General features: G+C 44.4%; 8 protein-coding genes. 2 read left to right on the top strand and 6 right to left on the bottom strand.

Annotation, left to right across the window (positions count from 1 at the left end; all coding sequences use genetic code 11):
- Nucleotides 1-43: 43 nt before the first annotated feature.
- The 6 genes from AC50X8_RS21570 to AC50X8_RS21545 all read right to left on the bottom strand — a co-directional run bounded on the left by AC50X8_RS21570 (nucleotide 44) and on the right by AC50X8_RS21545 (nucleotide 8359).
- Complete coding sequence (locus AC50X8_RS21570; RefSeq protein ID WP_162241958.1) at nucleotides 44-3019, bottom strand: hybrid sensor histidine kinase/response regulator; 2976 nt, start codon at nucleotides 3017-3019, stop codon at nucleotides 44-46.
- Nucleotides 3020-3230: 211 nt separating this feature from the next.
- Entirely contained in the window at nucleotides 3231-4115 is an 885-nt protein-coding gene (locus AC50X8_RS21565; RefSeq protein WP_494881388.1) for an STM4011 family radical SAM protein, read from the bottom strand.
- Nucleotides 4112-5470: an STM4012 family radical SAM protein gene (locus tag AC50X8_RS21560; protein ID WP_235533363.1), complete on the bottom strand. Its 1359-nt coding sequence runs from the start codon at nucleotides 5468-5470 to the stop codon at nucleotides 4112-4114. The genes AC50X8_RS21565 and AC50X8_RS21560 overlap by 4 nt, the downstream gene beginning before the upstream one ends.
- Nucleotides 5471-5496: 26 nt before the next feature.
- Nucleotides 5497-6282: an STM4013/SEN3800 family hydrolase gene (locus tag AC50X8_RS21555; RefSeq protein ID WP_056043862.1), complete on the bottom strand. Its 786-nt coding sequence runs from the start codon at nucleotides 6280-6282 to the stop codon at nucleotides 5497-5499.
- A gap of 29 nt (nucleotides 6283-6311) precedes the next feature.
- Entirely contained in the window at nucleotides 6312-7487 is a 1176-nt protein-coding gene (locus AC50X8_RS21550; RefSeq protein ID WP_235533356.1) for an STM4014 family protein, read from the bottom strand.
- A 29-nt stretch (nucleotides 7488-7516) separates the two neighbouring features.
- A complete protein-coding gene (locus tag AC50X8_RS21545) occupies nucleotides 7517-8359 on the bottom strand; it encodes an STM4015 family protein (RefSeq protein WP_494864248.1) in 843 nt (280 codons plus the stop codon).
- A 526-nt stretch (nucleotides 8360-8885) separates the two neighbouring features.
- On the opposite strand from AC50X8_RS21545, the gene AC50X8_RS21540 reads away from it, so the two are divergent.
- Both AC50X8_RS21540 and AC50X8_RS21535 read left to right on the top strand, forming a co-directional pair.
- Nucleotides 8886-9305, top strand: a complete 420-nt coding sequence (locus tag AC50X8_RS21540; RefSeq protein WP_056043869.1) for a hypothetical protein — start codon at nucleotides 8886-8888, stop codon at nucleotides 9303-9305.
- Nucleotides 9306-9353: 48 nt separating this feature from the next.
- Nucleotides 9354-14291 (top strand): DUF4132 domain-containing protein, encoded by a 4938-nt coding sequence (locus tag AC50X8_RS21535; RefSeq protein ID WP_494881385.1) that lies wholly within the window; start codon nucleotides 9354-9356, stop codon nucleotides 14289-14291.
- Nucleotides 14292-14305: the final 14 nt, after the last annotated feature.

The raw sequence follows: 14305 nt of genomic DNA, 5'->3' as shown, positions 1-14305 counted from the left end.
CCAACATTATACACGCAACTTCTATACAATTTCTATACTTGCTCTATAACTTATTTGAATTACCTTCATTGGTTGATGATTTTGGGACAGTAAAGCTTACAACCGTGCCTTGTTTTTCTGTGCTTTCAATGCGTAATCCCTTACCGTATAACTGTTTCAAGCGACGGTCAGTATTGCGCAGGCCAATTCCTCCACGGTTCTGCTCGAGCACGCTCCTAACCTGTTCCTCCTCCATACCTACCCCATTATCTATAATCGCAATTTCAATATAATTGTCGTATTCTTTCAGGCGAATACGCACGCTGCCTCCACTTGAACGGGCGAGTACGCCGTGACGCACGGCATTTTCTACAAGCGGCTGAATGGAAAGCGGTGGAATGCGAAGCCACGGCAGTTCATCAAGCTCCCATTCAATTTGCAGGCGATTGCCGAAGCGTTCTTTCTCTATGAAAAGATAGGAATGAAGCAGGTCGAGCTCATGCTGAAGCAGAACTACGCGTTCTGAATTTTTCATATCAAAGCTCGCTCGCAAATATTTCCCGAATTCCTCCAGCAATTGCACCATTCGCGATTGGTCAATTACACTTAAGGAGGCAATGGAATTTAACGTATTAAATAGAAAATGTGGTTGAATCTGCGCTTGAAGCCAAGCAGCCTCAATTCGCAGCCGCTCATTTACCGTTTGTTTGAGGTCTGTTAAAGCTTGTACGCGAGACTTGAGCTCCATTGCATCGACAGGCTTAGTAACATAATCATTTGCCCCTGCCATAAAGCCTGTGTTGACATCCTCAGGACGGCTGCGAGCAGTTAGCAATAGAATAGGAAGCTCAGAAATGCTGAATCGTTTCCGAATCGTTTGGGTCAACTCATAGCCCGACATTTGCGGCATCATAACATCGGCGATAATGAGATCCCATTCCTTCGTTTCAAGCAGCTTGAGTGCTTCCTTGCCGCTCGTGACGGTAGCCACTTCATAAAACTCTGAATCCAGCAAGTTGAATAATATTTTCAAGTTAACAGGATCATCATCCACGGCGAGCACAGTAGCTTTATTTTGCTGTGTTTCTGAAGCCGCTTTTCTCTGATCAAGGCGCAGTAATTGCGAATCGGCGGCAATGACGGACTTTGCAGATACGGCTGCTTCAACTGCGCTTGGCAGTATAAATTCCGGTTCGTCAGCAGCTGAATGGGGGTCAAGGAGCATGGTGAAGGTGAAAGTAGAACCTTTACCAGGGACCGAATATACCGTTAGCTTGCCTCCATGAAGCTCGACTAACTGCCTGCAAATGCTGAGTCCGAGGCCAATTCCGCCGCTCATAGCCGTCATGCTAGAATCGCCCTGCTCGTAAGCTTGGAAAATAGTGCGCTGTACGTCCGCCTCTATGCCGACGCCTGAGTCCTGTATGTGGATATAGGCTTTATCGCCAATAGCTTCTGCATGGACACTAACAATCCCCTCATTCGTAAATTTAACCGCATTATGGATGAGATTAAATAAGATCTGAATCAGCCTGTTTTCATCCGCGATTATTTTAGGAAATGAACGGGGAATATTCATTTCAAGCCGGACAGGCTTGTCCTCAGTTAAATAACGCAGCATATCGAATACACCGGAAATGATGTTTTGCAGCCGGACGCTTTCCTTATTCAAATGAATATCTCGATCCTTTAGACGCGTCACATCAAGCAAATCATTAAGCAGCAGCGACATGCGGCGTCCTACGGTAATGAGCAGCATTAAATTGTTTTTGCTTGCTTCACTAATGGAATGGGTAGTACTAGCCAATACGGTCTGTGCCATATTAATCATGCCATGCAGCGGATTCCTCAGCTCGTGAGAAGTATTAGCGAGAAATTCATCTTTCGCTTTATCGGCTTTTTGCAGTTTGAAAGCAAGCTGCTCCAAATCGGTTCTTGTTTGCAGAAATTGTTTGAACCAGAAGGAGGCAAAGCAGATAAAAGCAAAAATTAAATCAAACGGATAATAAGGCAAATCCGAGGCTATTCTTAACTTGACCGAGCCCCAAAAAATGCTGGAAGCGACGCTCATAGCTGCGAATAAGAGAAAAATCATATGCTCTTCGCCCTTAAGGGCCAGGCGCAGAATCATTATAAGAATAAAGAGAGACGGTACGGTAACCGCAGCAGCCATATATGGTGAAAGAGTAATCGCATAATTGAATGGCAATATCGCAATGGCAAGCGTATAAAGGAAGCATAGAAATAAATAGACCCGTACCGCTTTGCCTTTCTGATAAACAGCGAAGAAGTTTGCAGAAAACGTTAATAGCAACGTGGATGCGCCAATCATAGCAATCATTAGCCCTTTTATAGTCCAATGTAAAGAGATTGGAAGCCACATCGTAAGCAAGCGGTTGTCATCAAGAAGCGTGCCTGTCATCATGCAGAAAACCACAATGGCAAAATAAAAAAGCTCTTTCTTCCGAACTCCAAGCAAAGGCAGCAGACCAACATAAATAAGATGAAGCAAATAGATGACTGCGACCATAAGCTGCATAGCAATTAAAAAATTATTTTCATATTGAACGGAAGCAAGCGTCCCGAACTTAATCGGTTTGGTAATGCCGCCCCCTTTAGGGAAATCATAATTGGACACATGCAGCACAATATTCATTTCATGTGTTCCTGTAATAGATGCGATAAGGGGATACATCTTTCCCACATGCTCTTGCTTATTTTCTGAAGGTTGACCGAGCTTGGATACAGAACGCCCGTTAACGAATAGCTCATAACTGCTGGATACAACCATCATTTCCATTCCATACTGGTCAACGTTATTGTCAGGCAGCAAAAGCCTGAGACGATAAGTGCCGAATCCAAAGCCAGAACGATTCGAATTTTTGTCCGAATAACTGCCCCATGCAGCAGGAACGGCAGCCCAGCTTTTGTCTGCAGGGATGGAATTAAATTGCTCAGGTGGGAGAAAAGCATCCGGATAAAACTCCCACTGTCCATTAAGCCGAATCGTTTCCCCATCTGTAAAATGCCAGTTACGCAAATCAAGTACACCTTGTTTAGCAACAGGATGGACAGGGGGCTTATGCGCTGCGTTCCAAGCGAAATGCAGTCCAGTTAGAATACTTGCGAATAGCAAGATATAAATGAAAAGTCTGATTTTTGGATAGTTTTTGAGTATCATATTAGTTATAATTCGACAGAAATAGACAAGTTCCTTTACAGGAAAAGTCTAGGGAAAACAGAAACCTGTTTTATGAAGTGATTACTTTTTCTTTGTGCTGAAAATGCGCCGGAATTCGTTCTAGCAGACTATCAGCATAGATGCTTCCAAGCTCCAGCTTTGGTATATGGATATAGCCGATATAGCATCCGCATTTCTTCATGCCACAAGGCCGCTCTGCGGATAAGCCTTCCAGTCCGTCTCGATAGAGCTGACCAATGATACGCCGATCTTTGTAGCAATGTTTGACAACACCGCTTCCTTGAACATAAAACACCGAGGAGCCAGCGGAGCAGCGTTGCCCGAAGCTATCATAATCTCTCGTATTCCATAGAAAATAAGGATCAACGGCTTCAAGCCGTACAATTTCCGCCTCTGTGTAATAATTGGGCTTATCTTTAAAAGCATTCACCCAAACGTATACATCCTCTGGCAGGCTGCTCCGAAGCTCTTCAATTTGCTCAAAGGCGCTCCGCAGCCCTACCGTTCCAACGCTAAAATTAAGCCCTTGTTGATACAATTGCATACACTGTGACAGCATCTGGCTAAGCGTCGTCTGACCAGGGTGGTAAGTAACCCAAAAAGCAGCTTTCTCCGGGTTTAGCCGGCTTGTCCAGTCCAGCTTCGTAGAGAGATTTGTCTGAACAGCTACTTTGGAAATATGGGACATATGCGACAGCTCAATCATAGCCTCGCGATACCAGCGATGGATCAGGGCTTCGCCATAGGGGTTGAAAAAAATAGACAATTCATGGCCGGCGCGACCTTGCTCCCGAACCCAATCCATGAACGTATGCAATTGCTCCTCGTCCTTGCGAAGCGTAGCGGCACTGTCTTTATTTTTGCTAAATGGGCAATAGGGACAGTCATAGTTGCAGGAAGAAAGCGATCCCCGATAATACAGCACGGCCTTCATGACAGCTCGTATCCTTCCATCAATTCTCTTATATCACCAGAAATAAATTCATCGCCGATTGCATCGGAATAAGCCATGCCAAGCTCCGTTAAACGAAGGGTTTGCCCGGCGTCCATTATTTGCGCAAAGCCGAGTTGAATCAGCTCAGCCAATTCGGAGTGATCGGCTAGTGCTTCACTGCCGAAACGTTCTGAATAGCTTGCAAGTAACAAGCCTTCGGCGTGAAGCAGCGCTTTTAAAACAAACCGCCGCTTCTGTTCAGCTACATTTAATATAAATCCGTAATTCGCGGATTGGAAATTTTCTGTGGAAACATAATCGGCAATGATGCTTCTTGTAGCCGCCGCACTTACGCCATAACGGGATGCATAATGCACTTCACGCGTATAAGAGCGCGCACCGCAGCCGAGTCCTGCCATGCCTTCCTCTTGACAGCTAAACGGTAAAATGTTTTTGTGCGTAAACGTTATTTCTTTAGCGAACCGCCGCATGGAAAATTGCTTATAGCCTGCCGCCTTAAGTCGTTCGCATGCAATATGATAGAGTTCCAGCCGTGCATCGGTGCCTTGGCGCTGAATTTGGTCTGGCTTTAGAATAGTATGCTCTCGCGTATACAGCGGGTAAATGAAAATTTCTCCTGGAGAGAAGCTAATTGCTTTCTCTAGCGAATAAATCCATGAATCGGTCGTTTGGCCCGGCAAACCATAAATCAGATCAATGTTCAGCAATGGAAAATCAAAAGCTTGCAGCATCGTAATAGCTTGTTCAGCAAGTTTAGGCTTCTGTGGGCGATAAATCGCCGAGGCCTCTTCATCGATAAAGCTTTGCACACCAATACTAACTCGGTCAGTTCGGCGGTCTTTTAAAATTTGCAGCCGCTCTTCACTTACTGTATCGGGAGAGGTCTCCACGGAAATAGAAGCCTGCGATGTATCCAGCCCCATAATATCTTCCGCAATTGTGAACAGCCGATTTAGCTGAGTAGCTTCAAGCAGCGTAGGCGTGCCGCCGCCAATGGCGAAGCGGGAAAAAGGCTTTCCTGTAATAATAGGAGCCCACTGCAAAGCTTGGCGTTCAAGTGCGTCTACATATTGCTCATGGACATGGGTACGGCGATCAGGCAGTGTAAACAAATTGCAGAATCCGCAGCGCACGCCACAAAAAGGGATATGCATATATAAAAAATAATAATCAGCCGGTTCGTGCTTCCAGAGCTCATCAAGGGGCAACGCCGGCGTTATTGGTCGATAAGCAGTCTTATGCGGATAAGAATAAAGATAGGAGCGGTAAGGGGAGGCGAACCAGCGCTTGCCCCATTCCGGCAAATCCGCTGGTCTCGTTAGTGATGTTGGCATAGACATCCGGCATCTCTCCTCTTTCATTATAAAATAAATTCACGGTACGGTACGTTCCATACAACCTCATGTGCCAGTCGATGTCCGTCATATCCGTCTTCGCCATAGGCAGTTCCATGATCGGAGAAGGCAAGGCAAAGGGTTTTGCCGCGGCTTCGCAGCGCATCGAACAATATGCCAAGCTGGCTGTCTACGTATCTCAGTGCTGCACGCTGTGACTCAATGGAGTCTTTTCGTGATCCGCCAGGGAGAAAATAATGATTCGGCCCATGAATAGCTGAGACGTTTAGGAACAGAAACAATCTTTCATGGGGATCAGCCTTTTCCAGCAGCTTTAGAGCATGATTAACTTGATGTTCAGTAGAACGAGGGTTGGTAACCCCAAAAGTCATACGCCAGTAGCTTTCTTGAAAATATCCGGGAAGTACTTTTGCCAGCTTGTTTTTCTTAGTGAAAAAGATGACGCCTCCAATACATATCGTTCGGTAACCTGCTTCGGCAAGGCCGCTTACAAGATCAGGTGCATCAAACTGCCACGTATGGGGATGTGTTTTTAAGCCTGTATTTTTGGTATGGAATAATCGCACATGCGATGCTTTATCTGTATTGGCGGGTGTAGGGAGAAAGCCGCCAAAAAAGGCGTGATGTGCAGCATATGTAAAGCTGCCAGGCGTATGCCGTTTCTCCCATGGTCCATCTGCACATAAGTTGCGGCAGTTGGCTTCTTCGAGCTTGGCTACATCATAACGCAGCGTATCGAGCGTAATCATTACAATATCATGGGAGCCCACGATCTGGTTCATATCAATCATCCTGAGCATCCTCTCTACGTAAGCTTTTACTACTTTAAACTAGACATTTGCCATTCGTAAGTATTCATTCCCTTATGCTCGGCATGATAAAGTAAATCGCCGAAGGGATTAACATCGCATATGTAGACCCGGCCCCGTTTTTTTTGTACAAGGACATCAATTCCCGCGACCGACGAACCAGTGAAAGCGGCAAGTGCGGATACTGCGGTAGCTTCAACCTGTTCTTTCAATTCAGTTGGCAGCGTGTCATCTGTTATTAAAAGCCGCTCATTGCGCAAATGCAAATTAGTAATTGGCGTGCGGCTTAGCCTTGCCAATGCATGGCAAGGGGAACCGTTAACGACAAGCTGCCTAATATCGTAGCTGCTGCCATTGATACTGTCTTTTTCAATCCAACGCTCAATTTGAGCACCTTCACGACATACCCAGTCAATAATTAAGCGGATCGTTGAATGATCGGTGTAACGCCGCAATTTACCAGAATTGTAGTAAAGCTGTTCGCCGTTATGTTGTTCTACACCAATCGTTGTAATTGCAATTTCTGAGCCGGTTGCAGGATGCCGCTGATAAGCGATAATGCCTGAGGCTGCAGAGCCATAAGCAAGCTTAATGAACAAGCGGTTCATACGGCTTGATTGAACAGCCGCCAGCAGCGATTCATAATCTTGAATAGAGCCAGCAGGAGCCGGCAGAGCAGGTGTGGGAACACCATTTTGTGAAAGCAGCTGCTGGCAGCGACGCTTGTCGAACATAACAGCAACATCCGCCGGATCGTTGACCCAGCGGATAGGAAAATCACTTTGCTGTGCAGCTTCACGGATCTCGGCCAGCAAGCGGCAGTAGCCAAGGTACCATTGCCCTGGAAAAAGGATTCTTCCATATTGTTCGGGAAGCCGCAATGACTCGGCCGCAGTAACGGATAAACCGCTGCTTAAATCTTTCCTGCTGCTCTCGAATTCTGCTCCCCAAGCAATTAATTCACGCTCCACAAGTGGATTTTCCCCGGGAGCATCCAGCCGGATAATAATAGGCTTGCCCTCAAGGGGTTGTGAGTTTGCTGCCATCTGCTGAATCAATTCACCTAAATGAATAGAACGTTTCAGCAAATCCGAATAAGGAAGCACGACAGCGGGGGGAAGCCCAAGCTTGTGTCTGGCAGCTTGTAGGCCAAGTGTACGTTTGTTGCCCGGGTTCCCAATTATCAAATAGGGCTGTACTGAAGCGGAAGCGGCCATTATTCCGTAATGCAGGGATAGCGCCAGTCATCCTCATCAGCATCTTGTTCATCGCTAAGATCAACAGAAAGACCAGTAGCTTTCCAGCGCTCAATCATTTTTTCGCTCATATAGTGGTAATTAAGATCTAAATGTTTAAGCTTCTTCACCCGCTCGCTCGTTATGAGAGCTTCTGCGCCTACGTCGGTTAGTGTACCGTAAGACAAATCAAGCGTGTCCAATTGGTCAACAATTGGGGAGTCAGCAATCGCAATGGCTATCTCATCCTGAATCTCGCTATTTTTCAAACCCAAATAGGTGAGCTTAGGAAATAGCTCTGGTTTTGCGACTGCCAAAACCTCTTGCAGCGATGCATCAAACCCATAATTATCTACACCGAGATAAAGCTCGAGTCTGCGAAGCTCAGGAAGCTGGGAGCCAGCAATTTGTTTAATTACACTTTTCGGCAATCCGCCGCAAATAATTTTCAGTTCCTGAAGCGCTGCATGCTGGAGGGGCTCAAAGCTTAAATTGGTGCTTCCTTTAACTGTCAGGGAACGGAGATTAGGGTAGGCCTCAAGTAGTGGAGCGATGTTTGTCTGATTAATCCAGGATACTTCGCATTCCTCTGATTCCATATCTCCAAGAAATACGCTGCTTAGTCCTGTGAAAATATGTTTGTGTTTAATGAGTGACTCGATGGCATCTTCAGGGCCGTTCTCATAGGCTTGTCCCCAATCGCCGATCGTAAGGACGGAAATATTAGCTGCGTTCGGTTTTTCAGTGAGCTGTTCAATAAGCTGGGAAATGCGAACACCATTTTCATATTCATCGTAATCAACGGATAAGCGAATCTCAATCATTCATAATCCCTCCAAAAGTTTCCATGTCAAAATTAAAAATAACACGCTCTGCTCAGCAGCGTCAATCCAGCTGCTTTCCTGAAAATGATAAAAAAACAATCGAGCATAAAGGCAAAGTTTCCAATAGAGGGTTATACCCAAACTAAGAGAGGCTCAAACATTCTTTTTTTAATGAATTAACAAATCCAAATAATCAAAAGCAGAAGGAAGACGCTGGAATTTTATTGACTAAGAACGTATGTTCCTGTAATATGAATTATAGAACCTATGTTCTCTTTTGGCAAGCCGTAAATATTAAAGGGCAATTAAATATACATGATATCGAAATATTAAAAGTTTATGCATCGTGTTCTCTAGCTGCGATATGTGTAAATAGTCTATGTCACGTATTTTTAAGTGTAATTGGTCCTAGCTGTTTAGAGAAAATTTCATTATTTCCTCCTAACGGCATGAAGGGCGTCCTTTCCTTATTATGGTACTATTATGGTAGTCAGGGAACATTATAAGTATCCGGAGGTAGTCAGTCATGATTGTGTACATAACGGTTAAGAGCCTTGGTAAGAAGAAAAGCTATTTAGATCGTCTCGAGTGGACATTTGCAAATAAACCGGATACGTTGAAAGCGCTAATTACGGACCTGATTACTGTAAATGTTCAGAAATTCAATCAGAAGGAGACGGACGTTCCGCTTGTGCCATATTTGACGCAAAGTGATGTAGAGCTGCAAGCCGAGACGGGAAAAGTCGGTTTTGGCTCTATATATAATGAGCAAAGGGCGAGCTTAGATGAAGCGCTTTGCACCGCATTGCTGGCGTTTGAAGATGGACTATACAAGGTATTCATTAATGGCGATGAAGTCGAACAAATGGATAGTCCTTTAAATATACAGGATGGAGACGATCTCGCATTGATTCGATTTACAATGTTGGCAGGTAGAATGTGGTAGCCAAATTGATTCATAATTCATTTTAGATATACAGGAGGCTGTTACAATATGGAGTTGGAAGCGGGTAAGGAATATTTTAAAGAGATGCTGGATAAAGCGGGTACCTTATATAAGGATGAATCTTATCGAAAGCTTGCCGTTCTAGTAATTGAATCTGCTAAAAATAGATATATGGACAGCGACATGAAGAAAGAATTGAAGCAGCTGTTGACGCAAATAGCAGCAGATGATAATAGCAGTTGGTTTGAGCCACTCGTTATTATTATGGACAAGCTGTTTGATGATCCTTATGCAGCCGTATTCTGTTATATTGTTAACTATTGCGTGGAGTATCCGCACAGCAATGGTTATTTGCGTCGTCCATTCCGCACGTCAAATTTAGAAATACATACAGAAAGAGTGATGGAGAAATGCATCTCACTCTTTTATATGCAGGCGGCGAAATTCAATGTAAAAGATTATTTAACAAAAGTGGATTATTCTTCTCTTTCGAATTACAACCATCTTATGCTTGCCGCAGCAGATATGATTGCCTATGAGATCGACAGAGGCAACGAAGAAACATTTGAATATTTAAGAGAAATTATATATGGGGACAATAACACCGCACTGCTTTCCCGTTCTATGATTTCCGGTATATTTTTGAGCCACAGTAAGCGGGCTTATCATATGATAGGCGAGCTTCTTGTTGCTGCCCGACTGCAAGAAGGCCTCAGACAAAGTATTGTCGAGCAAATGGACTCGGGTACGATTGAGGCTATGATATTTATGCTGAAAATTGTGGAGGACAATAATTTAATCCGCTTTAGTTCAGTTGTTCGTGCGCTGGACGTGTGGACAGGCATGAATTTGGAGGCTGCTAATGCGCGTGTAGCGAAGCAATGTCTAAGCTATGCAACCCAGTCTCTTAGTAATAAGGCACTATGTGAGCAGTGGCTGCAAAGCAGCAACGTAAATGAAGTATTTATGGCTTTGTGGGCGACAGCTGTTCATGAGGAAGATGATTTGAAAGACAAGATCGCGTATTTAATGGCAAGTCAAGAAACGTACCGTAAAGTGGTTGCCCAGTATGTTCTTGCACAGAGCACCAATACAGCGATGCGTTTTGCCATTGCTAGAAATTGGCTTGATGAGACAGATTTTGAACTACAGTATTGGCTTCTTGATAATTATGCCTATGGATACAGCTATGAATGGCATATGGATCGAGACAATACGTTGACCTATACAAGTACGCCTTTGCTTGAAGAGAAATCGGAGCGACAAAGTCATTTCCTGAAATTTTCCACGATGCTGTCCGGGATGAATGAAAAGGAAATTACGAGAAACTCCCGTGTATTTGATTGGAGAAGTTATACGCTACGTGCCGATGATATAGTAAGTAAAATGCTTTATCTTATTGCTTACGATATGGACAATGAAATGATTGCTGAAATGATAGCTATTAAAGATACATTGAGCCCTAGCATGCGGGGCGAGCTGTTAAAGTATTTCCTTCCCGATCTAAAAAATAGAGCACAGCGAGGCTTTTTGTTTGCAAGCCTTTCAGATAAAAGTACAAGCAATCGTGAAATCGCGATTAGTAAAGCTGCCAAGCTTCAACTTAATGAGGAGGAGCTGTCCTCCATTTCCGCTCTTCTAAAGCTTAAGAAGGGAGCGCTTCGCCAAGGTGCCATTGAGCTCCTTCTTAATCAGCCAGCGTCCAGTCTTAAGGCTGTAACAAAGGAACTGCTGCAAAGTAGGGTGGAGCTGCAGCGTCTGGCTGCGTTGGAATTGCTGACTGAGTTGAAGGAAGACGAGCAGCACGCAAAGCTGTTTGCGGAGCTACAGGATCAGGTAGAAGTCCTTACTGAGCCAACGGATAAGGAACGGCTATTACTAGCGAAGCTGAAGCAAGAGACCACCTATTCTTTAACAAATGGTTTCGGCTTGTACAACCTTCCGGAGAAAGTGGATCGGCTTTTGCAAATAGAACCATTGTCGTTGTCAGCGTTGGATGAAGTTAAGCAATATTTTACGTTGCCGGTGGACAAAATGCAGCGTTTTCTGGAAGGGTTATCTGAGCTTGTGCACGAGTATCGGGAGCATGAGTATGAAATTCAAGATTATTATGAGGCTAAACAGTCTGTACTACTCGGGACAAGGCTGTCCACCACTAGCTGGCGCTATGATCCCGAAGATCCAACACCCGTATTGGATCGGTACCCCCTTGCTGAAGTATGGAGAAGTTATTTGGATTCGAGCGGCTTTGGCCCGCTTGAGCTAATGCAGCTGGAGTTTTATCGTCTGGCCAATTTCTTGCATCGCTGCTGCACGGGAGAATTGAACAGCTGGGAAATGTACAGGTCCAACGTTAAGGTGATAGAGAACTGGGGCAAGGAACTGATTGAAGCCATTTATCCAATGAATAAGGTGGCGGAAATGCAAGCGATTTATAAGCAATTGAATTATGAGAATCAGGTCAATGAAATTATTGGCGCTTATATTTCAGATAGTGATAAGCGGGAGCGTTTTGACAAGTCGAATCATGCGCTGCGTTTAATTATTAGCTGCTTTCCGTATGACAAAGAGGATGAATACCAAGGCATTTTAAATGCATTGACGAGTTTCTGGCGAAGCTGGCAAAAGTCTGAATTGCATAGCGATGATGCATTCAAAACGTATTTTGAAGTTTATTACTGGTTATTTGCGCTTCAGGAATACGATGGTTATTTGCTTGGAATTGAGGATTTTGCAAGGGCGTACAGCTTGGAAATACTGACCGAACATGAACTTATTCGATTATTAATGTCCAGACCAAGAAGCGATAATTATATTAGGGAAATGACTAGCCCGAAAAATCATGTTTTAGACTCATATCCAGCAATTGAAGCTATTAAAAATCGGATTATCGAGCGGATTTTGGAAATTGAACTTAATCGCGGTGATCTTCCGACAGATGTCACCAAGCTCGCAACAAGCATTTCACATATTCAGGGGACTTCTTATTTCCTTCGTATTTTGACAGGATTGGATAAAGAATCATTCGTTCGGGGCTACATTTATAGCTATGGCAAAGATACGACGAAGAAAGAATCGTTCAGCCAAATGCTTAAAGTATGCCACCCTGCTGCGGGGGAAAACGAGGAGACATTGAAAGAGCTGCTTAAAGGTAGCAAAATAAGCGAGGTCAGACTGCTTGAAGCAGCGATGTATGCACCGCAATGGGTTGATATTATAGCAAAATATTTGGGCTGGGATGGTCTGCGAAGTGCAGCCTGGTATTTTCACGCTCATATTAATGAGACGTTTTCAGGGGAGAAAGAAACGATTGTAGCACATTATTCTCCGATTTTGCCGGAGGACTTCAACGATGGCGCATTCGATGTGAACTGGTTCCATTCGGCCTATAAAGAACTGGGAGAGACACGGTTTGATCAACTCTATCAGTCTGCAAAATACATTTCGGCTGGTTCCAATCACAGACGCTCTCAATTATTTGCCGATGCGGTTCTGGGCAAGCTTAAGATTGCAGATTTGAAAAAATCAGTAGCAGATAAGCGCAATAAAGATCATTTGCTGTGCTATAGCCTAGTTCCATTGGAGCAAGACAAGCAGCGTGATGTACTGGAGCGTTATGAATTTATTCAGCAATTTCTTAAAGAAAGCAAAACATTCGGAGCCCAGCGCCGAGCTACAGAGTCAAAAACAAGCTCTATTGCATTGGATAATTTAGCCCGAAATGCAGGGTATATAGATGTTGTTCGTTTAACCTGGGATATGGAAGGGCGGAAAATAGACGAGCTTCTGCATTACTTTGATCCAGTCGCTTTGGACGAGGATGTGACGGTACAGCTTATTATTGATGAAGAAGGAAAAGCAGAAATCCGTTTGCTCCGCAAAGACAAGGAGCTTAAGTCGGTTCCGGCCGCTTTTAAAAAGCATGAATACATGGAGACGTTAAAACAAATTAAATCGGAGCTTTCCGATCAATACAAGCGGGCGCGCAAGGAGCTTGAACGCTCCATGGAAACAGGAAGTCTCTTCACTAAGGAAGAGATTAACAAGCTCGCGAAAAATCCGGTTATTGCACCTTTAATTAGAACATTGGTATTTGGTGCCAATGGGAAGCTCGGTTATTTTGAAAATGGGGCGCTGCTGGGAGCAGATGAGGGGTCATATGAAGTTGGCGAAGGCGAGGAGCTGTTTATTGCCCATCCTCTGCATTTGCTAAATAGCGGGCAGTGGAGTTTGTACCAGAAGGATATGTTTGATAGGCAGTTGAAGCAGCCGTTCAAACAAGTATTCAGGGAGCTGTATATACCGAATGCTGATGAACTGGCTAGTGGTGCGATATCCCGCAGATATGATGGACACCAGGTACAGCCTCGTAAAACCGTTAGCTTGCTGAAAAGCCGTTTATGGACGGTAAGCTATGAGGAGGGGCTGCAGAAGGTTTATTACAAGGAAAATATCATTGCGAGCATTTATGCGCTTGCTGATTGGTTCTCGCCATCGGATGTCGAATGCCCGACGATCGAGACCGTCCGTTTCTTTGACCGCCATACGTATAAACCGATTGATATTGAAAATGTGCCGCCGCTCGTCTTCTCTGAAGTGATGCGTGATGTGGATTTAGTCGTCAGTGTGGCGCATGTGGGCGGAGTAGATCCTGAGGCCAGTCTAACAACGATTGAAATTCGCCAAGCTATCGTTCGTGAATCGTTGCGCTTGCTCAAAATTGACAATGTAAGATTGGAAGGCAATCATGCTTTAATTGCAGGTCAATTAGGTGAATACAGCGTTCATCTGGGCAGCGGTATCGTATATAAACAGGCTTCTGGTGCCATTGCCATTATTCCGGTTCATTCCCAGCATCGCGGCAAGCTGTTTCTGCCGTTTATAGATGAAGATCCAAAGACAGCAGAGATTTTATCCAAAATTGTTCTGCTTGCACAAGATACAAAAATTAAAGATCCGCAAATTCTTGAGCAGATTAAACGGTAAAAAAATCAGGCATT

It is taken from the genome of Paenibacillus sp. JT22N15, assembly GCF_059383755.1.
Note: the sequence above shows the minus strand (reverse complement) of the source record. Positions and strands in the feature narration are given on the sequence as shown.